The sequence below is a fragment of the Haloferax sp. Atlit-4N genome (assembly GCF_003383025.1).
Classification (GTDB): Archaea; Halobacteriota; Halobacteria; order Halobacteriales; family Haloferacaceae; genus Haloferax; species Haloferax gibbonsii.
Map to the genome: position 1 here is coordinate 375,016 of NZ_PSYY01000002.1, position 21,442 is coordinate 396,457.

24 protein-coding genes are annotated in these 21,442 nt (G+C 69.0%); 12 read left to right on the plus strand and 12 right to left on the minus strand.

Annotated features, from left to right (window positions below):
- Nucleotides 1-78: 78 nt before the first annotated feature.
- The gene (locus tag C5C07_RS11145; RefSeq protein ID WP_004975018.1) at nt 79-732 is read left to right on the plus strand and encodes a metalloregulator ArsR/SmtB family transcription factor; all 654 of its coding nucleotides are present in this window, start codon (nt 79-81) and stop codon (nt 730-732) included.
- A 3-nt stretch (nt 733-735) separates the two neighbouring features.
- On the opposite strand, the gene C5C07_RS11150 is transcribed toward C5C07_RS11145, so the two are convergent.
- Together C5C07_RS11150 and C5C07_RS11155 are read right to left on the minus strand one after the other, a co-directional pair.
- Complete coding sequence (locus C5C07_RS11150) at nt 736-1,230, minus strand: hypothetical protein (RefSeq protein ID WP_115805072.1); 495 nt, start codon at nt 1,228-1,230, stop codon at nt 736-738.
- A 98-nt stretch (nt 1,231-1,328) separates the two neighbouring features.
- On the minus strand, nt 1,329-1,538 hold the full coding sequence (locus C5C07_RS11155) for a PLDc N-terminal domain-containing protein (protein ID WP_050459662.1): 210 nt from the start codon (nt 1,536-1,538) through the stop codon (nt 1,329-1,331).
- A gap of 235 nt (nt 1,539-1,773) precedes the next feature.
- Between C5C07_RS11155 and gatD the strand changes: the two genes are divergently transcribed.
- Both gatD and C5C07_RS11165 read left to right on the plus strand, forming a co-directional pair.
- Nucleotides 1,774-3,021: a Glu-tRNA(Gln) amidotransferase subunit GatD gene (gatD, locus tag C5C07_RS11160; protein ID WP_050459661.1), complete on the plus strand. Its 1,248-nt coding sequence runs from the start codon at nt 1,774-1,776 to the stop codon at nt 3,019-3,021.
- A gap of 4 nt (nt 3,022-3,025) precedes the next feature.
- The gene (locus tag C5C07_RS11165) at nt 3,026-3,934 is read left to right on the plus strand and encodes a GNAT family N-acetyltransferase (protein ID WP_115805073.1); all 909 of its coding nucleotides are present in this window, start codon (nt 3,026-3,028) and stop codon (nt 3,932-3,934) included.
- Between the two features lie 35 nt (nt 3,935-3,969).
- On the opposite strand, the gene C5C07_RS11170 is transcribed toward C5C07_RS11165, so the two are convergent.
- Together C5C07_RS11170 and carA are read right to left on the minus strand one after the other, a co-directional pair.
- The gene (locus C5C07_RS11170) at nt 3,970-5,007 is read right to left on the minus strand and encodes a PAS domain-containing protein (RefSeq protein WP_050459659.1); all 1,038 of its coding nucleotides are present in this window, start codon (nt 5,005-5,007) and stop codon (nt 3,970-3,972) included.
- A 178-nt stretch (nt 5,008-5,185) separates the two neighbouring features.
- Entirely contained in the window at nt 5,186-6,268 is a 1,083-nt protein-coding gene (carA, locus tag C5C07_RS11175; protein ID WP_049905075.1) for a glutamine-hydrolyzing carbamoyl-phosphate synthase small subunit, read from the minus strand.
- A 97-nt stretch (nt 6,269-6,365) separates the two neighbouring features.
- Here carA and C5C07_RS11180 point away from each other — a divergent pair, with 97 nt between their 5' ends.
- From C5C07_RS11180 to C5C07_RS11195, 4 genes are all read left to right on the plus strand, one after another.
- Nucleotides 6,366-6,779, plus strand: a complete 414-nt coding sequence (locus C5C07_RS11180; protein ID WP_004042482.1) for an Lrp/AsnC family transcriptional regulator — start codon at nt 6,366-6,368, stop codon at nt 6,777-6,779.
- Nucleotides 6,780-6,851: 72 nt separating this feature from the next.
- The gene (locus tag C5C07_RS11185; RefSeq protein ID WP_115805074.1) at nt 6,852-7,421 is read left to right on the plus strand and encodes an NUDIX domain-containing protein; all 570 of its coding nucleotides are present in this window, start codon (nt 6,852-6,854) and stop codon (nt 7,419-7,421) included.
- Nucleotides 7,408-7,827 carry a desampylase gene (locus C5C07_RS11190; protein ID WP_115805075.1) on the plus strand — a complete coding sequence of 140 codons (420 nt, stop codon included), beginning with the start codon at nt 7,408-7,410 and terminating at the stop codon, nt 7,825-7,827. Before C5C07_RS11185 ends, C5C07_RS11190 begins: the two co-directional genes overlap by 14 nt.
- A gap of 87 nt (nt 7,828-7,914) precedes the next feature.
- Complete coding sequence (locus tag C5C07_RS11195) at nt 7,915-8,613, plus strand: SDR family NAD(P)-dependent oxidoreductase (protein ID WP_050459657.1); 699 nt, start codon at nt 7,915-7,917, stop codon at nt 8,611-8,613.
- 27 nt (nt 8,614-8,640) lie between these two features.
- Here C5C07_RS11195 and kynU read toward each other — a convergent pair whose 3' ends face one another.
- The gene (kynU, locus tag C5C07_RS11200) at nt 8,641-9,912 is read right to left on the minus strand and encodes a kynureninase (RefSeq protein ID WP_115805076.1); all 1,272 of its coding nucleotides are present in this window, start codon (nt 9,910-9,912) and stop codon (nt 8,641-8,643) included.
- 84 nt (nt 9,913-9,996) lie between these two features.
- Between kynU and C5C07_RS11205 the strand changes: the two genes are divergently transcribed.
- On the plus strand, nt 9,997-11,025 hold the full coding sequence (locus C5C07_RS11205) for an alpha/beta hydrolase (protein ID WP_115805077.1): 1,029 nt from the start codon (nt 9,997-9,999) through the stop codon (nt 11,023-11,025).
- Nucleotides 11,026-11,031: 6 nt separating this feature from the next.
- Here C5C07_RS11205 and C5C07_RS11210 read toward each other — a convergent pair whose 3' ends face one another.
- The 7 genes from C5C07_RS11210 to C5C07_RS21300 form a co-directional block, all read right to left on the minus strand.
- Nucleotides 11,032-12,072: an AIR synthase family protein gene (locus C5C07_RS11210; RefSeq protein ID WP_004975039.1), complete on the minus strand. Its 1,041-nt coding sequence runs from the start codon at nt 12,070-12,072 to the stop codon at nt 11,032-11,034.
- Nucleotides 12,073-12,386: 314 nt separating this feature from the next.
- Nucleotides 12,387-13,337 carry an alpha/beta fold hydrolase gene (locus C5C07_RS11215; protein WP_115805078.1) on the minus strand — a complete coding sequence of 317 codons (951 nt, stop codon included), beginning with the start codon at nt 13,335-13,337 and terminating at the stop codon, nt 12,387-12,389.
- 95 nt (nt 13,338-13,432) lie between these two features.
- Entirely contained in the window at nt 13,433-15,652 is a 2,220-nt protein-coding gene (locus C5C07_RS11220; RefSeq protein ID WP_115805079.1) for an amino acid permease, read from the minus strand.
- Nucleotides 15,649-16,110 carry a universal stress protein gene (locus C5C07_RS11225; protein WP_004975045.1) on the minus strand — a complete coding sequence of 154 codons (462 nt, stop codon included), beginning with the start codon at nt 16,108-16,110 and terminating at the stop codon, nt 15,649-15,651. The genes C5C07_RS11220 and C5C07_RS11225 overlap by 4 nt, the downstream gene beginning before the upstream one ends.
- A 194-nt stretch (nt 16,111-16,304) precedes the next feature.
- On the minus strand, nt 16,305-16,700 hold the full coding sequence (locus C5C07_RS11230; protein ID WP_050459652.1) for a hypothetical protein: 396 nt from the start codon (nt 16,698-16,700) through the stop codon (nt 16,305-16,307).
- A gap of 90 nt (nt 16,701-16,790) precedes the next feature.
- Entirely contained in the window at nt 16,791-17,810 is a 1,020-nt protein-coding gene (locus C5C07_RS11235; protein ID WP_115805080.1) for a YeiH family protein, read from the minus strand.
- Nucleotides 17,807-17,953, minus strand: coding sequence for a hypothetical protein (locus C5C07_RS21300; protein WP_156037881.1), 147 nt, complete (start codon nt 17,951-17,953; stop codon nt 17,807-17,809). Before C5C07_RS21300 ends, C5C07_RS11235 begins: the two co-directional genes overlap by 4 nt.
- A 208-nt stretch (nt 17,954-18,161) precedes the next feature.
- Between C5C07_RS21300 and C5C07_RS11240 the strand changes: the two genes are divergently transcribed.
- The 4 genes from C5C07_RS11240 to C5C07_RS11255 all read left to right on the plus strand — a co-directional run bounded on the left by C5C07_RS11240 (nt 18,162) and on the right by C5C07_RS11255 (nt 21,431).
- Entirely contained in the window at nt 18,162-18,788 is a 627-nt protein-coding gene (locus C5C07_RS11240; protein WP_115805081.1) for an adenylate kinase, read from the plus strand.
- Nucleotides 18,789-18,909: 121 nt separating this feature from the next.
- Complete coding sequence (locus C5C07_RS11245; RefSeq protein WP_004975060.1) at nt 18,910-19,830, plus strand: DUF106 domain-containing protein; 921 nt, start codon at nt 18,910-18,912, stop codon at nt 19,828-19,830.
- 150 nt (nt 19,831-19,980) lie between these two features.
- Nucleotides 19,981-20,559, plus strand: a complete 579-nt coding sequence (cmk, locus tag C5C07_RS11250) for a (d)CMP kinase (RefSeq protein WP_050459938.1) — start codon at nt 19,981-19,983, stop codon at nt 20,557-20,559.
- Nucleotides 20,560-20,561: 2 nt separating this feature from the next.
- On the plus strand, nt 20,562-21,431 hold the full coding sequence (locus C5C07_RS11255) for an RNA-guided pseudouridylation complex pseudouridine synthase subunit Cbf5 (protein WP_050459649.1): 870 nt from the start codon (nt 20,562-20,564) through the stop codon (nt 21,429-21,431).
- Nucleotides 21,432-21,442 lie beyond the last annotated feature (11 nt).

The following is a 21,442-nucleotide window of genomic DNA, read 5'->3' on the forward strand; positions in this document are numbered from 1 at the left end:
CCACAATCGCTAATCGCATGACGGCGCGGAGTATCACATGAGTCAGGCTTTTCCCCGCCCGCAGTCTATGACCTCGTAATGGACTCCGCGGTACTGCTTGACCTACTCGGGAACGAAAACCGCCGGCGCATCCTGCGGTTGCTCTCGCACAAACCGTGCTACGTCACCGAGATAAGCGAGTACCTCGGCGTCAGCCCCAAGGCCGTCATCGACCACCTCCGAAAGCTGGAGGACGCGGGGCTCATCGAGTCCCGCACCGACGACCAGCGGCGCAAGTACTTCCACATCTCGCGGAACCTCAGGCTGGAGGTGAACGTCTCGCCGTACGGGTTCGGGGCGAAAAGCGCCTATCCGCCGAGTCCGAGCCTCGACATGGCCGGGCGCTGTCCGCACGTGACGCTCGAAGTCGAGAACGCCGGCACCGACGACGTCTCGGAACTGGCGCGCGAACTCGGGAAACTGGAGGAACTCGACAACGAACTCTCCTTGGCCCAGCGGTGGGTGCAGGGCCGCATCACCGACGTGCTCGACCGCCTCAACGACCGCCTCGGCGTCGACGCCGACAGCAGGTTCTACGCGGAGATTCTCGCCGCGCTCGCCAACGGGTCGAACACCGTCCGCGGCATCGCGAAGGACCTCAACGCGGACCCCGCGGTCGTCGACAGCGCGCTGCACCACCTCGCCGACGGCGGTCTGGTCGCCCACAACGGCGACCGCTGGCGAATCGACTGACGCCTACAACTCCTCTGTCAGGCCCGCCCGAAGGTCGCGGCCGAAGTAGTGACCGACCAGCCCCGCGAGCCCGCCGCTCGCCGCGCCGACGCCCGCGATGGCGACGCCGTAGTCCGCGAGCAGTTGGACCGCGAAGGGCGCGAACACGGCGAACAGCGTCGAGAGGACGAACGCGAGGCCCGCGGCGATTGCGCCGGCGAGGACGACTTCCGTGTAGCGTCGCTTCGACCCGACGAGGCCGAGGACGAAGCCGGCGGCGGCGATGCCGACGAACCGCCCGACGAAACCGACGATGGGAATCGCGCCGCCGACGAGCAGTCCGCCGATGGAGAGCAGGAGCGCCGCGAGGAACACGCGCGGGGAGAACAGCCCGCCGAGGCGACCGCCGCCGGACGAGGCGGAGCGCTCCGCCCGCATCGAATCGTCGCTCTCGCGGTTCACGCCGGAGAGCAGGTCGTCGACGGACTGCTCAGACTCCCGTTGGTCCGACCGTTGCATGTGTACAGGGTCGCGGGCGAGCCTGATGGCTCTTGTGCCGGTTGGTCAGCCGCGGTGACTGTTCGGCGTCGCGTGACGGTGCGCCGCCCGGCTCGGTCCTACGCGTTGCGGCCGAGGATGAAGTACAGGACGAGTCCCAAAAGCGGCGCGAGGAAGACGACGACCGCCCAGAGGAACGCCGGGTGACTGCTGTTTCGCTTCGCGTCACTGTACGTCCACACCACCATCCCGAGGAACAGGAGGAAAAACAGCAGGCCGACGACGAGCGCGCCTGCGCCGCCCGACTGGAGGAGTATCGTGGGGAGCACACGCTGGCTGACGGACGGTCCGGTAAAATGTCTTGTGTCCGTTATGTCGGTGGTGCGGCCGTCTCCCTCGTTTCGCTCGGTCGGTTCGGTTGCGCTCCAGTCGCCGTACCGAGTCGCGAGCGAAGCGAGCTACTCGGCTTTTTCCCTCCAGGTTTTTGCCGTGAGCGGGTCGCCTCCGGCGACCCCGAACGGTAAAAAGGTGGGTTTGAAGTCTGCCCCCACGGTATCCCGCGATATGAACGCAGGGGACCGCGTCCGCGTCACCCGCGCGGACGTCACGAACGAAGGCGTACTCATGCCGTCTTCCACCGAGGACCATCTCGTCGTCAAACTCGACGGCGGGTACAACGTCGGCATCGCCCGCGAGGGAGCCGACGTGGACGTGCTCGAAACCGACGTGTACGACATCGAAGACGCACAGTCCGAGGGCGACGGCACCTCAGAAATCGAGTTCGACGACGACCTCCCGACCATCTCGCTCATCTCGACCGGCGGGACCATCGCCTCGACGGTCGACTACCGCACGGGCGCGGTGACCGCGCAGTTCGACGCCGAGGACGTGCTCCGGGCCGTCCCCGACCTCGCGGGCCGGGCGAACTACCGCGGCCGCGTCGTCGCCAACATCCTCTCGGAGAACATGACGACCGACGTGTGGGTCGACCTCGCCGAGGCCGTCGCCGAGGAAATCGAGGCCGGGGCCGACGGCGTCGTCGTCATGCACGGCACCGACACGATGCAGTTCTCCGCGTCGGCGATGTCGTTCATGCTCGACACGCCCGTCCCCATCGTCTTCACGGGCAGTCAGCGCTCGGCCGACCGCCCCTCGTCTGACAACGTGATGAACGCCGTCTGCGCCGTCGAGGCCGCCAAGGCCGACGCCGCCGAGGTCATGGTCTGCATGCACGCCTCGGAGTCCGACGACGTCTGCGCGCTCCACGAGGGGACGCGCGTCCGCAAGAACCACACCTCCCGGCGCGACGCGTTCGAGACCGTCGGCGCGAAGCCGCTCGGCGAGGTCGACTACGAGGCCGAGGAGGTCACGTTCCGCCGCGACTACGCCCCCCGCGGCGAGGCCGACCTCGCGCTCCACGCCGACATCGAGTCCGAGGTGGAACTCGTGAAGTTCACGCCGGGGATGGACCCCGCGGCGCTCGACTACCTCGACGGGAAGGCCGGCGTCGTCATCGAGGGGACGGGCCTCGGCCACGTCCACACCGACCTCATCCCGCGGTTCGAGGAACTCGTGGAAGACGGAACCACCGTCGCCATGACCTCGCAGTGTCTCGACGGCCGCGTCTGCGACCGCGTCTACGACACCGGCCGCGACCTGCTCGACGCCGGCGTCGTCGAGGCGGGCGACACGCTCCCCGGCACGGCGAAGGTGAAGCTCATGTGGTCGCTCGCCAACCTCTCCGACCCGGCCGGCGCGATGGGCCGGAACCTCGAAGGCGAGCTGACCCAGCGCTCCGTCCCGTGGGAGTGAACTGATGGAGATTCGACCCGCCCGACCCGAGGACTACGACGCGGTCGCCGCGTTCACCCGCGACACGTGGGCCGACCGCGGCGGGTCGGACTACATCCCCGACATCTACCACGACTGGATTTCCCCCGGCGAGTCGGACCAGGCGACGCTCCTCGTGGACATGGGCGAAGAGACGCCCTCCGACGACGTGGCCGCCATCGCGCAGGTCGTCATGCTCTCGGAGTACGAGGGCTGGGCGCAGGGGATGCGCGTCGCGCCCGACTACCGCGAGCGGGGGCTCGCGACCCGGCTGTCGCACGCGCTTCTCGACTGGGCGCGCGAGCGGGGGGCGCGCCGCGTCCGCAACATGATTCACTCGTGGAACGTCCCGAGCCTCGCCAACGCCCGCACGGTCGGGTTCGACCCCGGCGTCGAGTTCCGCTGGGCGACGCCCGAACCGGACGCGGCCGCCGAGCCGGAGACGGCGGTCGGCGACGACGCCGACGCCGCGTGGGCCTACTGGACCGGGTGCGAGGCGCGAACCGCGCTGTCGGGGCTCGCGCTCGACCCCGTCGAGTCGTGGGCGCTCTCCGAGCTGACCCGCGCGCGCCTCCACGACGCCGCGGCCGACGACCGACTATTCGTCGTCGGCGACGACCGCGCGACAGGCTTCACCTACCGGAACCGAACCTACACCCGCGAACGCGACGACGAGGGCGAGGTGACGTGGGCCGAGTACGCGGTCGCCGCGTGGGACGACGCGCCGGCCTGCGAGTCGCTGTTGGACGCGGTTCGACGCGACGCCGCCTCGGTCGGCGCGGACCGGACGCGCGTCCTGTTCCCCGAGCGAATCGATTGGATTTCCGACGCGTCGCTCGCCCGGAGCGACCTCGCGGAGGAACCGACGTTCGTCATGGAAGCGGACCTCTCCTGACCGGCGCGTCTCGTTCGCTCTCGGCCGAACGCGGCCTACTTCCACACGACGCCGCGGACTTCGAAGCGCGCGCCGCCGAGTTCCGAGTCGGCCACGTCGAGTTGCCAGCCGTGGAGGTCCGCGATTCGCCGGGCCGTCGAGAGGTGAAGCGAGTCGTAATCGACGCCGAGCAACTGGTTCGGGCTCGGGGCCGTCGCCGCGCGCTCCTCGGACGACGGGCGGGGGCCGTCGTCGTCGACGTAGAACCCGTCGGCGGTCGTCCCCACGACGACGCTGGAAGGCGGCCCGGGCAAGGCGTTCCGCTCGAAGCAGTTGGTGAGTAGCGCGACCAACAACAGCCCGAACAGGTGCGTGTCGGCCAAGAGCGACCCGTCGCCGACAACTCGGTAGGTGGCGTCGTTCGCGCCGTCGAGCGACGCGACGGCCCACGCCTGCGCGACGTGCTCGCGGAAGCCCACGGGCGCGAGGTCGAGCGTGCTCGGTTGTTCGGCGACGTCGATGCCCCACTCGACGAGCGACTCGATGCGCGAGAGGCTCTCGAACAGCGCGGCGGCGTCGTCGCCGTCGACCGAGACGAGCCGTTCGGCCGACTCGGTAGCCGACGCGAGGTGGGCTTTCAACTCCGAGGCGAGCCCGCCGACGAGCGCCGCGAGGTGTTCGTTCTTCTCGTTGACCTGCAGCTCCGCGAGCCGCCTGTCGGTGATGTCGAGGTGGATGACGAGCGCGAACTCCCCGTGTCTCGGCGTATCTATCGGGACGACGCGGAGCGAGAACCACCGGTAGACCGCGGGCGAGTGACACGGGTACTCGGCGGTGAAACAGTCGCGGTCGCCGCGGAGCACCGCGCGGATGCCGTCGGCGACGACGCCCGCGATCTCGTCGCTCTCGCGGGCCGCGTCGCACACGTCGAGGTAGTTGACCCCCGTCGAATCGGGGTCGCCGGCGTACCCGTTCTCGTCGGCGAACGTCCGCCACGCCCGGTTCGTGTAGACGATATCCCCGTGCCTGTCGAGAATCGCCACCGTCGCCGGGAACTCCTCGAACCCGCGTTCGATGAGCGATACGTCGTCCATTATAGGTGAGAATACGCCGGGGAACAGTTTGACAGTTTCTACCACATCCGGTCCGAAATGCGAATCCCGTTGCTCGTGGGGGAAACGCGCCGAAAAATCGGTGTTCTGTCGCCGGCGGTCGGGGTGCAGTCGACCGGGGCGTCTGGAATCGGGCTAGTAGAAGTCGCGGTCGGGGTGGTCAGTCCGAGGGAGCGACTCGGGGCTTATGCTCGTTTCCCTCTGTACCCGCCATGGCGAGCACGTCGTCGAAGAAGCCGAGCGAGTCGTGGGGACCGGGGTGGGCTTCGGGGTGGTACTGGCGCGTGATGACGCTCAGTTCCTCGCTGGCGAGGCCTTCCGCGGTGTCGTCGTTGACGTTGACCTGCGTCACGTCGAGTTGGTCGCCGGGGTCGGCGACGGTGTAGCCGTGGTTCTGGGTCGTCATGACGACCTTTCCGCTCTGGAGGTCGCGGACGGGCTGGTTGACGCCGCGGTGGCCGAAGGCCATCTTCTCGGTGGTGCCGCCGAGCGCGCTGGCGACGATCTGCTGGCCGAGGCAGATGCCCGCCAGCGGGACCTCGCCGGCGAACTCCTCGACGAGGTCGCGCGTCGCGGTGTAGTTCTCGGGGTCGCCGGGGCCGTTGGAGATGAACAGCACGTCGGGTTCGAGCGCGGTCACGTCCTCGGCGTCCGCGTCGTAGGGAAGCACGTGGACCGTCGCGCCGCGGTCGACGAGGGAGTCCACGATGGAGCCCTTCGCGCCGCAGTCGACGAGCGCGACGGTGGTGTCGCCGTCGCCCTCGAACGTCGTCAGCTCGGTCGTGGTGACCTGCGCGCCGATGTCGACGTGCTCGCTCATGCCCTTACACTGCGCGAGTTCTTCCTTCGCGTCCTCGGGGGTCACGTCCTCGCCGACGGCGATTCCGACCTTCATCGCGCCCTCCTCGCGGATGGACGTGACGAGGTCGCGCGTGTCGAGGTGGTCGACCGCCGGGACGCCCTCGTCGGCGAGCCACTCGACGACCTCCTCGGTGAACTCGCGTGCGACGGCCGCCCGAGGGTGGACCCGGTCGGACTCGAATCGCTCGGCTCGGACGCCGTAGTTCCCGATGAGGGGGTACGAGAAGGTGAGCACTTGTTCTTCGTACGAAGGGTCGGTCAGACTCTCTTCGTATCCCGTATATGCGGTTGTGAACACCAGTTCACCGCGTGTGCGCCCCGGAACACGGCCACGCGCTTCGACCACGCGACCGTCTTCCAGCGCCAGATAGGCGTCCGACATTACGAGAAACGAACGGAACACGGGTGCATAAGTGTTACTTTCGAAGTCGAGTTACGAAATTCGTAATCGGTAAGTCGCTGGGGACGGCACGTGAGATATGGACGAGCTTGACCGACGCATCCTCGATATCCTTCGACGGGACGCTCGGACCCCCAACACGGAGATTGCGGCCGAAGTCGGGACCTCCGAGGGGACCGTCAGGAACCGCGTCGAGCGGTTGGTCGAGGAGGGCGTCATCGAGCGCTTTACGATTTCGACCCGCACGGGGAACCTGAAGGCGATGATAGAGGTGACCGTCGCGGTCGACGTCGACACCAACGACGTGTCCGAGCTGATGGCCGACTGGAAGGACGTGGACTTCGTCTGGCAGGTCTCCGGCGAGGAGGACATCGTCCTCGTCGTCGACGCCGCCGACACCCGCGCCGTCAACGACCTCATCACCCGCGCCCGCGAGCACGACGACGTGAAGAGCACGAAGACCCGCCTAATCCTCGACGAGCGCCTCGGCTAATCCCGCGCCGCCGCCGCGTGGTCCGCGGTTCGCATCGAAGCTTAGTTGACCCCCGACTCCGACGGAAGGCACATGAGCAACGCAGCGGCCGACGAGGCTACTGAACTCCACAAGAACGCAGCGCAGGACGTCATCGCCGTCGACTCCGACGACAACGCCGAGGGGACGGTCAACCGACTCGACGCCCACACGGGCGACGGCATCCGCCACCGCGCGTTCACCTGCCTCGTGTTCAACGAGGAGGGACAGATACTCCTCGCCCAGCGCGCGCCCTACAAGCGCCTGTGGGACACCTCCTGGGACGGCACCGTCGCCTCCCACCCCGTCGAGGGCCAGACCCAAGAGGAAGCCACCGAAGAGCGCCTCGAAGAGGAACTCGGCATCTCGCCCGACCAGTACTCCGACCTCCGCGTCACGGACAAGTTCGAGTACAAGCGCTACTACGAGAACGCCGGACTGGAGTGGGAGGTCTGTGCCGTCCTGAAGGTCACGCTCGAAGACACCTCCCTCGACCCCGACGAAGAGGAAATCGCGGGCATGCTCTGGGCGGATTACGAGCACCTCCACGACAACCCCGAGTGGTACCGCCAACTGCGTCTCTGCCCGTGGTTCGAAATCGCCATGCGCCGTGACTTCGAGTAGGCTCTCGCTCGAACGCGACGCGCGGCAGTCGGTTCTCTCGCACGCCCGCGAGGGAGCCGCCAGCGACCCGCCCGCGGAGGTCTGCGGCGTCCTCGCCGGCGACGGCGACGCGCGCACCGTCACCGCCGCCCACCCCGTTTCGAACGTCGCCGACGACCCGCGGGTCGCCTACGAACTCGACCCCGAGGAGACGGTTTCGATTCTCGAAGCCATCGAGTCCGCGGGCGACGACGCGGTCGGCTTCTACCACTCGCACCCCGAGTCCGACCCGGTCCCGAGCGCGACCGACCGGGAACAGGCGTCGTGGCCGGGCTACGTCTATCTCATCTGCTCGCCCGACGGCCGGATGACCGCCCACGAGTGGACCGGCGACGAGTTCGGCGAACTCACTATCGCGGTCGAGTGACCCGTCGGCCTCTCGAACCTCGCCGGTACGCCGCGACCGCCGGCACGCTTCGGTGAGAATATCCTTTCTCAGTTCACAGACGCAGCCATGGAACCCGACCGCTACGACGACCTCGACGGACAGGTCGCGCTCGTCACCGGCGCGAACCGAGGTATCGGCCGCCAGATAGCCGAGAACCTCCGCGACCGCGGCGCGACGGTGTACGCGGGGTCGCGCAGCGTCACCAACGAGACGCCCGAGGGCACCGAACGCGTCCTCCTCGACGTGACCCAAGAAGGCGACATCGAGGAGGTCGTCGACGGCGTCTTCGCCGACCAGAACCGCCTCGATATCCTCGTCAACAACGCCGGCGTCGGCGGCGAGGGCGAGGACATCGTCGCCGAGTCGACCGAGCGAATCGACCGCACCCTCGGCGTCAATCTCCGCGGGCCGATGCTCCTGTGCAAGCACGCGGTTCCCCTCCTCCTCCAGTCCGACGGCGGCCGCGTCGTCAACGTCTCCTCCGGGATGGGCGCGCTCGGCGAGGGGCAGTCCGGCGGGTCGCCCGCGTACCGAATCTCGAAGACCGGCCTCAACGGCCTCACCGCCTACCTCGACGGCCAGTACGGCGACGACGGTCTCATCGCCAACTCGGTGTGTCCCGGCTGGGTCCGCACCGACATGGGCGGCGAGGAGGCGAACCGGCCGGTCGAGAAGGGCGCGGAGACGCCGACGTGGCTCGCCACGTTCAAGCCCGGCGCGCCCGCGGGGAAGTTCTGGCGCGACAAGGAAGTCATCGACTGGTAAGCGACCGACTCCCCGCCGCCGCGACCCTCACGTGACGCCGCCGCTCTGCTTCTCGAACGCCTCGTATTCGTCCCCGTCCAGAATCTCTCGGAAGTGCTCGACCGCCCGGTACACGTCCTCGAAGCCGACGTAGGCCGGCGCGGGAGCCATCCGGACGACGTTCGGTTGACGGAAGTCCACGATGACGCCCCGTTCCTTGAGCGCGAGGCTGACGCGGTAGGCCTCGGGGTGTTCGACCGCGACGTGGCCGCCGCGGGCCGCGGGGTCACGCGGGGTGCCGACCTCGCACTCCGGCAGTCGCTCGTCCACGAGGGCGATGAGGTAGTCCGTGAGCGCCAGCGACTTCTCGCGGAGGGCGGCCACGCCGCCGGCGTCCTCGACGACGTCGAGCGCGCCGTCGAGGGGGGCCGCGGACAGCACCGGGACCGTCCCCGACTGGAACGCGCCGGCCGACTGCGCCGGCTCGTAGGTCATCGCCATGTCGAACTGCGTCTCCTTGTCGTTGCCCCACCAGCCGGCCAGCGCGGGCGTGACGCCGAAGTGGCGCTCGTTGACGTAGAGGCCGGCGATGGAGCCGGGGCCCGCGTTGAGGTACTTGTAGTGACACCAGACGGCGAAGTCCACGCCGACCTCGGAGAGCCGGTGCGGGACCGCGCCGACCGAGTGCGCGAGGTCGAAGCCGGCCAGCGCGCCGGCCTCGTGAGCGGCTTCGGTGATGGCCTCGACGTCGAACAGCTGGCCGCTCCGGTAGAGGACCGACGGGAGAAACACCATCCCCACGTCGTCGTCGATGGCGTCGAGCACGTCCTCGGTCTCGATGGTCCGCCCGTCGCGGCTCTCGACCACGCGGAGCGCCTCGTCGGGGTCGCGGCCGGCGTGCTGGAGTTGCGCGCGAATCGCGTAGTGGTCCGTCGGGAAGTCGAGGTCGTCGACGACGATGTTCTCGCCGCGGGCGGGGTCGTAGAACGTCCCGACGAGCGCGTGGATGTTGACCGTCGTGGAGTTGGCGACGACGACCTCCTCGGGCGTCGCGCCGACGAGCGGGGCGAGTCGCTCGCCCAGTCGCTCGCCGTAGGTGAACCACTCCGGGTCGGCGTCGGTCCACCCGCGGATGGCGAGGTCGCGCCACTCGTCGACGACGCGTTCGAGGGCCGCCTCCGCGTCGACAGACAGCGGGCCGAACGAGTTGCCGTCCATGTACAGTTCGCCCTCGGGGACGAAAAAGCGGTCGCGGAGGTCCGAAAGCGGGTCCGCCGCGTCCATCTCGCGGGCGGTCTCGACGGTGGAGTCGTCGGTCATACGCGTGTCGAAGCGCCGGCGCGACAAGTAGATTCACGACCCGCACGGCGTGGTGTTTTTCACGGTCGCCCGCGGCCCACCGGTATGGCTCTCTTTGACGGTGACTCCCGACACGACCCCGAGGACGATTCTAACGGCTCGTCCGCCATCGGTGTCGCCGACCGCGCGGCCGACCTCGACCCGCAGGCTCACGCGGCCGTCGCCGAGGTCGAGCGTCTGGGCCTCCCCGAGTGGTCCGCGCTCGGCGTCGAGAGCGCCCGCCGGGTCGAAGACGAGGTGTTTTCGGCCGGTGACGCGCCCGAGGTAGCCCGCGTTACGAACTTCGCAATCTCCGGCGAGGGCGGGGACAGGGCCGCCTCGACCCACGAGATTCCGCTCCGCGTCTACCACCCCGAACCCGGCGAGACGCGCCCCGCGGTCGCGTTCTTCCACGGCGGCCTCTGGGCGATGGGCACGCTGGACTCCATCGACGGCGTCTGCCGACGGCTCGCGGTCCGCTCGGGCCGCGTGGTCGTCTCGGTCGACTACCGACTCGCGCCCGAGCACCCGTTCCCCGCCGGCCTCGACGACTGCGTGCGGGCGGTCGAGTGGCTCGCCGAACGCGGCGCGTCCGTCGGAGCCGACCCCGACCGAGTCGCCGTCGCGGGGACCAGCGCCGGCGGGAATCTCGCGGCCGCCGTCTCCCTCCACGCCCGCGAGTTCGACGGCCCGACCATCGAGAGACAGGTCCTCCTGTACCCGATGACCGACTGCTCGGCCGACCACGACTCGCTCCGGGAGAACGCCGACGGCCCGCTTCTCACCCGCCGCGACGTGCTGTGGGCCCACGACACCTACCTCCGAAACCCGGTGGACCGCTACAACCCCTTCGCCGCGCCGCTCCGGGCCGACTCGCACGCCGACCTCCCGCCGGCGCACGTCGTCACCGCCGGCTTCGACCCGCTTCGAGACGAGGGCGCGGCCTACGCGTCGGTACTCGACGCCGCCGGCGTGGAGGCCGTCCACGACCACGAGGCCGCCATGCCGCACGGCTTTCTGAGCCTCGCGGCCGACGTCGACGCGGCGGACGCGGCGCTCGACCGGGTCGCTGACGCGCTGGAAAACGAGGGGTGAGTCTGCTTATTCGTCGGCACCCGACTGCTCGGCCTCGCTGGCGAGCCGGTCGTAGGCGGCCCACGAGGGGTCAACGTCGGGGTGCTCGATGCGCTCGCCGTCGACGACGACGCCCTCGCCCGCGACGACGGTGCCGGCGACGCCGACGGGGGTGCCGCGGGCGTCGAGCGCGGCGACCACGTCGTCCGTGACGTCGGGGTCCGTGGCGACGACGAGCGACCCGGCGGTGGTCGAGCGCCACGGGTCGATGCCGAGGAAGTCGCAGGTCTCGCGGACGCCGGGCCGGAACGGGATGCTCGACTCGTCGATTTCGAGTTGGACGCCCGCGCTCTCGGCGATTTCGTTGAGCGCGCCGTGGACGCCGCACTCGGTGGCGTCGTGCATGGCGTGGACGCCGCGGCCGCCGGCGGCCGAGACGGTCATCGCGTCGCGGACCGCGTCGGTCTCGTCGAGTCGCGCCTGCGCGGCGGCGAGCACGTCGTCGTCGAGGTCGGCGAAGGCGTCCGGAAAGAGCGTCGTCAGGAGGCCGGTCGCCTCGACGCCGGGGCCCTTCGTCACGAGCACGTCGTCGCCGGGTCTCGCGCCGTCCGGGCGGACCACGTCGTCGTGGTCGCCGACCGCGAGGGCGGTCGCGCCGCCGACCCACGGGTACGAACAGCCGGCGTAGCGGGCGGTGTGGCCGGTGACGATGCTGACGCCGAGGTCGTCGGCCTCGTCGTGCATCGCGCCCCAGAGTTCGGCGAACTGCTCGTCTGTCATCTCGGGCGGGAGGGTAAAGGAGACGGCGAGGTGCGAGGGGTCCAGCCCCGAGACGGCGATGTCCGAGAGGACGATGTCGATGGCGAACCGGCCCGCGCGCTCGAAGCCGAGCGCGGGGAGCACGGAGACGGGGTCGGTCGCGATGGCGACGGCGGTGCCGTCGATGTCGAGGAGGCCGAAGTCGACGCCGTGGGTCGGGCCGAGCGCCACGTCGTCGCGGGCCGCGCCCAACCGCGGGTAGATGTACTCGTCGAAGAACTCGCGGTCGACCTTTCCGAGGTCGGTCATACGCGACCTGCGGGGGCCGCGAGTAAGAACGTACTCATCCGGCGACGACGGGTCCGGCCCGGTGGGGTTCGAGGCCCGGTCGTGGGCGCAGTCGCTCGCCGGTCGAAAGGTGGGACGGTCCCCCGTCCCTGCTCATGAAGAGACGCGGAGACGGTTCGAAGGGGCATGGAAAGTCCCACCACCGGACTGCTCCCGCGTCGATTCAACGTGCACGCCGGACGTACAAGAACCTCGCTAAGTTCCCTCGATGGACCTATATAGCTTCAACGAGCAACCGGCAAATACTGCTCATTAATCAAAATCGCCGGCGGAGCTCAGACCGGGCGATGGCCCGCCTCGTCGGGGGTGTTGTTCGGCGTTCGCCACGCGTCGTCGAGGTGTTCGACGAGCGCGCGGGCGACGGCCACCGGCTCCTCGTGGTGGACCCAGTGGGTCGCCTCGTCGAACGTCTTGAGGTGGCCGTCCTCGCAGAACGCGAGGCTCTCGCGCGCCATCTTCGGCCGGAGGAACCGGTCCCGGGTCCCCCAGACGACGAGCGTCGGGGGCTCGACCGTCTCGACGCGGGGTCGCGGGCGCTCGCGGGCGACCGCCCGGTACCAGTCGACCATCGAGCCGTAGGCTCCGGAGACCGACCACGCGGCGCGATAGCAGTCGAGGTCGGTCGCCGAGAACGTGCCGGGAAGCGCGGTGCCGGTCATCGTCCGCTCCAAGACGGCCCAGTCGCCGACGGGGGCGACGAGCTCGGGGAGCTTCGGCAGTTGGAAGAACAGGACGTACCAGCTCCGGAGCTGCTGGGCCGGGTCGCGTCTGAGGTGGCGGGAGAGCACTACCGGGTGCGGGAGGTTCATCGCGGTGAGAGAACGCACCCGGTCGCGGTGGTGGAGCGCGGTCCACCACGCCACCGCGCCGCCCCAGTCGTGACCGACGACGTGGGCCTTCTCGTGGCCGAGCGCGTCCGCGACGCCGACCACGTCACCGGCGAGTTCGTCGATGCTGTACCACTCGACGCCCGAGGGGCGGTCGCTCAGGTTGTAGCCGCGCTGGTCGAGCGCGACGACCCGGTAGCCCGCTTCGGTCAACGGGCGGAGGTAGTCCGCCCACGCGTACCAACACTCCGGAAAGCCGTGGAGGAGGACGACGAGTTCGCCGTCTTCCGGTCCGGCTTCGACCGCGTGGAGCGTGACCTCACCCGCGTCGATGCGGCGGCTCGTCGCCTCGACGGACAGCTCCGCGTCGTCGCGCGACAGCCCCGATTGCTTCGCCATACCCCCCGCTACGGCGGCGAAGGACAAATGTGCCGCGGCGACGCGAGAGGCCATCGGCGGCGAGAAAACGGGTCGGTTCCGCGGCGCCCTTCGGACTACCCGAACAGGCGCTCCCTGATGCTCCGCGAGCGACTCCGCTCGGCCAGGAGGACCGAACACTCCACGTCGTCGACGACGTCCATGACGACGGTGCCGCGGACGAGCCGCGAGAGGAGGCCGCGTTCCGTCGCGCCGACGACGAGCAGCGACGCGTCGGTCGCGTGCGACTCGATAGCCCTCTCGACGTCGCCGGTCTCGACGGTGAGCGTGGCGTCGCCGAGACCGCGCTCGTCGGCCCACTCGCGGAGGAACTGCTCACCCGCTTCCCTGTCGTCGGCGACGTGGAGAAGCTCTATCTCCGCGTCGCAGAACTCGCGCAGGACCGAGGCGATAGACGCCGAGAGGTCGGAGTCCGGACCGCCGGCGGTCGGCACGAGCACGTGCGAGGGGTCGAACCCGCGGTCCTTCAGCACCAACACGTCGTAGGGGAGCGCGTGCGTTATCTCCTCGAACGCGCTCTCGGCGCGGCCGGGCGACCCGTGGCTGTCGGGGCCCCAGCCCATGACGACGAGGTCGGCGCTGTAGGTCTCCGCCGCGTCGAAGACCTCCTCGAACGACCGGTGAGAGAGGACCGTGTGGGTCTCGATGTCCACGCCGAGTTCGTCGGCGTCGACGCGGGCCTGTTCGAGCAGGCGGTCGGCCTCGGCGAAGTCGTACTCCTCGCGGGCCGATTCGAGCGCGGTCTGGTCGGGCACCTTCACGATGTGGACGCCGACGAGCGTCCCGTCGTTGGCCTTGGTGACGGCCCCGGCCAGCGAGATGAGGTCGCGCTCGCTTTCGGGGTTCGAGAGGGGGACCATGACGCGATAGCCGCCGTCGGGCTGGACCGACGTGGCGGCCGAGACTGCGGCATCCGGGAGCTGTTCCGACTGCTGGAGCAGGTACTTCCCGAGGATGCCCTGTTTCGTCGCCCTGGTGCGGGCGTAGGCGGCGTACCACAGCATGGCGAACACCACGAACCCGGCAGCGAGGAGGACGATGTTGTTGGCGAAGAAGGCGATGAGGGCGAACGACGTAATCGCCCCGAGGATGGGGGTGATGGGGTACAGCGGAACCCGGTAGTCCGGCTGGTAATCCTCGGGGTCGGACACGCGCATCACGATGAGCGCAACGTTGAGCAGCCCGTAGATGATGAGGTGGAGGACGCTCCCGGCGTTCGCGAGGGTGTTGACGTCGGCCAGCAGGATGAACAGGAGGATGAACCCGCCGGTGATGGCGATAGAGCGGTACGGCGTGCCGAACCGGGGGTGAATCTCGTTGAGTTCCTCGGAGACGATGCGGTCGCGCCCCATGGCGAAGTTGATGCGCGAGGAGGCGAGAATCGAGGCGTTCGCGGACGAGGCGGTCGCGAGGAGGCCGCCGAACAGCATCGCACCCGCGCCGACCGGACCGATGAGGAGCCGGGCGACGTCGACGACGGCGGTGTCGTTTCCGGCGACGAGGCTGTTGTCCACCGCGGCCAGCACGGTCAGGAGGACGAGCGCGTACACCACCGTCACGATGACGACGCTGCCGAGGACGGCCCGCGGGAGGTTCTTCCCGGGGTTCTTGATCTCCTCCGCGACGGAGGTGATCTGGACGAATCCGAGGTACGAGACGAAAATGAGGCCGGTCACGGGGAGGAGCGGCGACACGCCCTTGTCCGGCGGGACGAACGGTCGGAGTTTTGCGAGGTCCGCGTTCAGCAGTCCGAAGACCGTGAACACGGCGAGGATGGCCAACAAGATGAGCACGATGGCGTTCTGTAGCTTCCCCGTCTCCTTCGCGCCGACGTAGTTGATGAACACGAAGAGGAGACCGCCCGCGAGGGCGACGAGTTTCACGCCGGAAACCGTGATACCGCCGAGGACGAGGCTCGGAATGGGGAGGAACGTCACCACGTACTGACCGAACCCGGTCATGTAGAACGCGGAGGCGAACGCGAGCCCCATCCAGTTGCCCCACCCGGCGACGCTGCCGAACAGCGGCCCGAGGGCGTGGTTGATGTAGTAGTACGCGCCGCCGGATTTCGGCATCGCGGTGCCCAGTTCGCTGGCGGACATGGCGGTCAAGAGCGCGATGACGCCGCCGAGGACGAACGCGGCGGCCGCGAGCGGCCCGGCCTGTTGGACCGCGGCCCCCGGAAGCACGAAGATGCCCGCGCCGATCATCGTCCCGATACCGATAGTCAACGCCGCGAGCGGGCCGAGGTCTTTGGCGAGTTCCTCGTCCGTCATGTTTCACCGTCTTCGTCGGCGTCGTCCGCCGGCAGCACGACCACGGGACGGTCGCTGTGCCGAATCAACTCCTCGCGGACCGCGCCCGAAAAGAGGTCCCACCACGAGCGGCCGCCGCGCGGGGTGAAGACGATGGCCGTCGCGTCGGCCTCGCGAGCCGCTTCGAGAATGGCGTCGCCGACGTCGGTCGCGAACCGGAGGTCGGTCTGAAGTTCGATGCCGGCGTCGTCCGCGGCGCGGCGGGCGATGTCGAACAGTTCGTCCGCGACCTCCTCGCGCTGTTCGACGCCGGCTTTGTCCGGCGCGCCGCCCGCCTTCTCGATGACGTGGACGACGGAGGCCCGACCATCGGCCGCCGCGATGCGCGGGAACGCGGTGGCACAGGTGGTATCGGCGTCGTCCGCGTTCGCGAGCGGGAGCAGCGGGCGAGAGAACAGCGACTCGACGTGTTCAGTCATGTGTCGGACCTGCGAGAGTGGAGTAAGGGAGGCGATTCCACCCGGCGGAACGGGATTGTGCCGGGGCGAGCGAGCCCACTTCACAACGTGACCGTCGGGAATTCATGCGCGGAGGTTGTGCGGCAATAGATTTAGAAGTTCGCAAACCGGGGCACAGCGTCGAATCGAATCGAACGCGGAGGGAACCCGCCCGCTCAGACGGCGGTGACCCACGCCCGGTACGCCTCGTCGCGGCCGTAGACCGCCTGAAAGACGCGGTCTGCGAAGCCGGCGAGGCGGTTCGCGTCCGAGCGGGCGGTGATGCGGACGTTCGTCCCCTCGGCCTCCTCGGGGCTCTCCAGTTGGTCGATTCGGAACTCGGGGAACTCCGCGAGCAGCCCCTTGAGCCGGTCGAGTTCCTCGTCGGTCACGTCCATGTTGAACGTCTGGTCGGCGAACTGAATCCACGGGCCGGGCCCCTCGCCGTCGACGTCGGCGAGGCGTTCGGCCTCGATGGTGAGAAAGGCGCTGCCGCGGTCGCGGTGCGCCGACACGGCGTCGGCGAAGAGCTTTCGGCGCTCGCGCGCGGTGTCGGCCTCGAATCGGGTCATGCGACTTGCTACACGCGCGCGGTACAAAAACGGCCCGCGTCGGGGCGGTGAGTCCCGGACCGCGGAGCGACCCGAACGGCCGTCAGCGCGTCAGAACAGCGCGAGAACCGCGGCGAGCGCGAGCGCGCTGATGGTGAGCAGTTGCAGTCCGAGGACGGCGAGCGGAGCCGCGCCCGTCTGTCGCATCGCGTCGAGCCGAACGTCGAGGCCGAGACCGACGAACGCGAGCGCGAACAGGGCGTCGCTGGCGGTGCCGACGGTCGCGAGCGTCGCCTCCGAGAGGAGGCCGAGGTTGGCGACGGCGGCGACGGCGACGAAGCCGACGAGGAACCGGGGAACGCCGTCGAAGACGGCGCGCAGACCGGTGGCTGCCTCCTCGGCCCGGCCGGCGTAGCGAACCGCGTAGGCGACGGCGACGAAGCCGAGCATGGAGTTTCGCGCGAGTTTGGTCACGGTCGCCCAGCGACCGGCGACCTCGGAGTGGGCGAAGCCGGCCGCGGTGACGGGGCCGGTGCTGAACATGCTCAGGCCGGCCCAGATGCCGAACTGACGGCCGGACAGCGGAAGCAGGTCGCCGGCGATGGGGAACACCGCGAGGGTGAGCGCGTCGAACAGGAGGACCGCGGCGACGACGTGGGTGAGGGACTCGCCGTCGGCGTCGATGGTGCCGGCGATGGCGGTGGCCGCGGAGACGCCGCAGACGCTCGCGCCGGCCGCGAGGAGCGACCCGGTCTTGTCGGCGAGGCCGAACACGCGGCCGGCGACGGCCTCGACGAGGAGGACGCCGGCGGCGACGGTGACGACGACGAGCGCGACGAGCACCGGCCCGGAGGCGACGAGTTCGTCGATTGCGATGCGAGCGCCGAGCAGGACGATACCCGTTTCGAGGAGGAGCTTCTGCGTGTCGACGCCGGGGCGCGCCCAGTCGGGAACGCCGACCGTGTTGGCGACGACGGCCCCGAAGAGCACGCCGAGCAGGAGCGCGTTGACGCCGGGGACGAAGCCGGCGACGAGCGCCGCCGCCCCCGCGAGGACGACGAGGATGCCGACGCCCGGTGCGAGTCGCGCGAGCCGGCCGATGCCGGCGTCCGAGCTCTCCCCGGCGCTCACGGCCCGAGCGTCGCGAGGACGGTCACGACGACGAGCCCGAGGGCGGTCGCGCGCCAGCCGCGTTCGAGCGTACACCACAGACCGTACGCGCGCTCGACGGTGGCCGCGCCGAACGCGTCGCGCATGAGGGACGAATCGCGCATCTGTCGGTGCCACGAGGGCCGCGCCGTTGAACGTGTCGCTTCCGTCTGTGAAACCGGCAACAAAACCCGCGAACACCGCGGTGGGACGGCCGTGAGAGCTGTAGAACGACGAACAAGGAGCAATATTGTCTCGTTCCTCTGACCGCCGCCGTCGCAGAACTCAGTACGTATCTTCAACACTATATGGTCTCGCCGGATGGAGTCAGATATGGCAAAGCGCATCCTCCTGCTCGGAGCGCCGGGCGCAGGTAAGGGCACACAGTCGAAGCGACTCGCCGAGACCTACGGCGTCGAACACGTCACCACTGGCGACGCGCTGCGCGCGAACAAGGACATGGAGACCGAGTACGGGACGCCCCGTTCGTTCATGGAGAAGGGCGAACTCGTCCCCGACGCGGTCGTCAACGAAATCGTCGAGGCCGCGCTGGAAGACGCCGACGGCTACGTCCTCGACGGCTACCCGCGGAACCTCTCGCAGGCGGAGTACCTCACCGAGATCACCGACCTCGACGCGGTCATCTACCTGAAGGTCGCCGAGTCCGAGCTCGTCGAGCGCCTCACCGGCCGTCGCGTCTGCGACGACTGCGGCACGAACTTCCACGTGAAGTTCAACCAGCCCGAAGCGGAGGGCGTCTGCGACGACTGCGGCGGCGAACTGGTCCAGCGCGACGATGACACCGAAGAGACGGTCCGCGAGCGCCTGTCGGTGTTCAAGGAGAACACCGAGCCGGTCATCGAACACTACCGCGACGAGGGCGTCCTCGTCGAGGTCGACGGCGAACAGACCCCCGACGAGGTCTTCGAGGACGTTCAGGTCGTCGTCGACGACGCGTAAGCGCGCACTCGGAACGACGTTTTTCACCGACTATACTCGGAGCGCCGGCGCTGTCGCCGGCGCGCCCGCTCTCGTCTCCAGAGTAAAACCTTGATAACAGCCGGTTGCTAAAGGGCCGGTAATGGCACGAATCGAATCTCGGGTGCGCGACCTCGTCGGCTCCGACGCCGACATGCGCGCCGCCGTCGAAACCGTCATCGAACGGGCGGACGACGGAGAAGTCGAGTGGGCCGACGTTCGCGACGAGCTCACGAGCGGCCAGTGGGGTCGCCTCATCGAGAAAGGCATCCTCGTCGACGGCGACGAGGGGTTCCGGCTCGCCGACGCGGCGGAGACCCGCGCCGGCCTCGAAGACGACACGTCCGACTCCGGCGGCTCGTCGTCGTCCTCGTCGGTCGATACCGACACCGGCGACTCCTCGTGGTCGAAGTACGACAAGGGCGCGGCCGTCGTCACGGTCGGCCTGTTCCTCGGCTACTCCGTCTCCGAGGTCCGGAACGTCATCGGCGGCGTGATGGACGTGGCGCTCGGCCCGCTGGCCGACATGCTCCCGTTCTACGCCGTCGTGATGGTCCTCGCGCTCGCGACCGGCCTCTACTCCACGCTCCTGCAGGCGAACCTCATGGACATGGAGAAGATGGGCATGTATCAAGAGCGGATGAAGGACATCCAACAGCGACAGAAGGACGCCAAGGAGCGCGGCGACGACGCGGCGCTCGAGAAGATTCAAGAAGAGCAGATGGAGGCGATGGGCGACCAGATGGGCATGTTCAAAGAGCAGTTCCGCCCGATGGTCTGGATCATGTTCCTCACCATCCCGGTGTTCCTCTGGATGTACTGGGCCATCGGCGTCGGCGGGGGCTCCGACCCGCACATCGTCACCGATAACATCGTGCTCCCGCTCGTCGGGTCCGTCGAGTGGAAGCAGGGTGTCATCGGGCCGATGCAGGCGTGGATTGTCTGGTACTTCCTCTGCTCGATGGGCTTCACCCAGATCATCCGCAAGAGCCTGAACATCGACATGTCGCCGTCGGCGTCGTAAGCCGACCCGAGCGACTCGAAACGACTCCGTCTCTCTCTCCGTTTCCGCGTCTCACCACCCTCGGTTCTCTCCCACTCACCCCCGTGAGAAGCCTCCGCAGGGGCCGTCGGCAACGATAACACCTTTTAGCCGACCGCACGCAGCATGGATATGTTACTGACCGTCTCCGGACCACCGGGCAGCGGGAAAAGCACGACCGCCGCCGCGCTCGCCGAGGCGTTCGACCTCGAACACATAAGCGGCGGGGACATCTTCCGCGAGCTCGCCGCCGAGCGCGACATGACCGCCGTCGAGTTCAACAAACTCGCCGAGGAGGACGATCAAATCGACCGCGACCTCGACCGCCGCCTCCGCGACATCGCCCTCGACCGCGACGACGTGCTCCTCGAATCTCGCCTCGCCGGCTGGCTCGCCGGGGACGCCGCAGACCTCCGCTTTTGGCTCGACGCCCCCGTCGACGTTCGCGCCGAGCGCATCGCCGACCGCGAGGACAAAGCGCCCGACATCGCCCGCGAGGAGACGACGACCCGCGAGGCGAGCGAGGCCAAGCGGTACGACGCCTACTACGACATCGACATCACTGACCTCTCTATCTACGATATCGCGCTCAACACCGCCCGCTGGGGGCCCGACGAGGTGACGGCCGTCTGCATCGCCGCGGTCGACTCCTACGACCCCGAAGCCGACGAGGGCAAGTACCCGGTCGACGGCGTCCGTTACGACTTCTGACCATGCTCCGAGACCCGCCCGAACACCGGAGCGTCGACGACCTGCTCTCGTTCGGCGTCGTCAACCTCGACAAGCCGCCGGGGCCGTCGGCCCACCAAGTCACCGGCTGGGTCCGCGACATGGCCGACGTCGACCGCGCCGCTCACTCGGGAACGCTCGACCCGAAGGTGACCGGCTGTCTCCCCACGCTCCTCGGCGACGCGACCCGCATGGCGCAGGTGTTCCTCGAAGGCTCGAAGGAGTACGTTTCCGTGCTCGAACTCCACGGGCCCGCGCCGGCCGACATCGACTCGACCGTCGCCGAGTTCGAATCGAAGCTCTACCAGAAGCCCCCGCGGAAGTCCGCCGTCTCGCGCCGCCTCCGCGTCCGCGAGGTGTACGACCTCGACCTCCTCGAAGTGAAAGACAGACAGGCGCTGTTGCGCATCCGGTGCGAGTCGGGCACGTACATCCGGAAACTGTGTCACGACCTCGGACTCGCGCTCGGTACCGGCGGCCACATGGGTCACCTCCGCCGGACCGCGACCGACCCCTTCGACGACGCGGACCTCGCCACGCTCCACGACCTCACGGACGCCCTCGCGTTCGCCGAGGAGGGCGACGAGTCGTGGCTCCGCGACGTGGTCTCGCCCGCCGAGCGGGCGCTGTCGCACCTCCCATCGGTCACCGTGGCCAACAGCGCGGCCCGCGAGGTCGCCAACGGCGCGCCCGTCTACGCGCCCGGCGTCTTCGACGTCGACGCCGACGCCTCCCGCGGCGACCTCGTCGCCTGTTACACCGACGACGGTTCGGCCGTCTGTCTGGGCGAACTCGTCGGCGACGCGGACGCCGACGCCGGCGAGGTCGTCTCGCTGGAAGCCGTGTTAGTGTGAGGCCGCTTCGC

Excerpts from the sequence above, each read along its gene's own strand:
- carA (WP_049905075.1), bottom strand. The coding sequence starts at position 6,268 with ATGTCGGACGCCTATCTGGCGCTGGAAGACGGTCGCGTGGTCGAAGCG.
- cmk (WP_050459938.1), top strand. The coding sequence starts at position 19,981 with ATGTTACTGACCGTCTCCGGACCACCGGGCAGCGGGAAAAGCACGACC.
- C5C07_RS11180 (WP_004042482.1), top strand. The coding sequence starts at position 6,366 with ATGGACGAGCTTGACCGACGCATCCTCGATATCCTTCGACGGGACGCT.
- C5C07_RS11145 (WP_004975018.1), top strand. The coding sequence starts at position 79 with ATGGACTCCGCGGTACTGCTTGACCTACTCGGGAACGAAAACCGCCGG.
- C5C07_RS11245 (WP_004975060.1), top strand. The coding sequence starts at position 18,910 with ATGGCACGAATCGAATCTCGGGTGCGCGACCTCGTCGGCTCCGACGCC.
- C5C07_RS11185 (WP_115805074.1), top strand. The coding sequence starts at position 6,852 with ATGAGCAACGCAGCGGCCGACGAGGCTACTGAACTCCACAAGAACGCA.
- C5C07_RS11215 (WP_115805078.1), bottom strand. The coding sequence starts at position 13,337 with ATGGCGAAGCAATCGGGGCTGTCGCGCGACGACGCGGAGCTGTCCGTC.
- C5C07_RS11255 (WP_050459649.1), top strand. The coding sequence starts at position 20,562 with ATGCTCCGAGACCCGCCCGAACACCGGAGCGTCGACGACCTGCTCTCG.
- C5C07_RS11210 (WP_004975039.1), bottom strand. The coding sequence starts at position 12,072 with ATGACCGACCTCGGAAAGGTCGACCGCGAGTTCTTCGACGAGTACATC.
- C5C07_RS11195 (WP_050459657.1), top strand. The coding sequence starts at position 7,915 with ATGGAACCCGACCGCTACGACGACCTCGACGGACAGGTCGCGCTCGTC.
- C5C07_RS21300 (WP_156037881.1), bottom strand. The coding sequence starts at position 17,953 with ATGCGCGATTCGTCCCTCATGCGCGACGCGTTCGGCGCGGCCACCGTC.
- C5C07_RS11230 (WP_050459652.1), bottom strand. The coding sequence starts at position 16,700 with ATGACCCGATTCGAGGCCGACACCGCGCGCGAGCGCCGAAAGCTCTTC.
- gatD (WP_050459661.1), top strand. The coding sequence starts at position 1,774 with ATGAACGCAGGGGACCGCGTCCGCGTCACCCGCGCGGACGTCACGAAC.
- C5C07_RS11240 (WP_115805081.1), top strand. The coding sequence starts at position 18,162 with ATGGCAAAGCGCATCCTCCTGCTCGGAGCGCCGGGCGCAGGTAAGGGC.
- C5C07_RS11150 (WP_115805072.1), bottom strand. The coding sequence starts at position 1,230 with ATGCAACGGTCGGACCAACGGGAGTCTGAGCAGTCCGTCGACGACCTG.
- C5C07_RS11220 (WP_115805079.1), bottom strand. The coding sequence starts at position 15,652 with ATGACGGACGAGGAACTCGCCAAAGACCTCGGCCCGCTCGCGGCGTTG.
- C5C07_RS11165 (WP_115805073.1), top strand. The coding sequence starts at position 3,026 with ATGGAGATTCGACCCGCCCGACCCGAGGACTACGACGCGGTCGCCGCG.
- C5C07_RS11205 (WP_115805077.1), top strand. The coding sequence starts at position 9,997 with ATGGCTCTCTTTGACGGTGACTCCCGACACGACCCCGAGGACGATTCT.
- C5C07_RS11225 (WP_004975045.1), bottom strand. The coding sequence starts at position 16,110 with ATGACTGAACACGTCGAGTCGCTGTTCTCTCGCCCGCTGCTCCCGCTC.
- kynU (WP_115805076.1), bottom strand. The coding sequence starts at position 9,912 with ATGACCGACGACTCCACCGTCGAGACCGCCCGCGAGATGGACGCGGCG.
- C5C07_RS11170 (WP_050459659.1), bottom strand. The coding sequence starts at position 5,007 with ATGGACGACGTATCGCTCATCGAACGCGGGTTCGAGGAGTTCCCGGCG.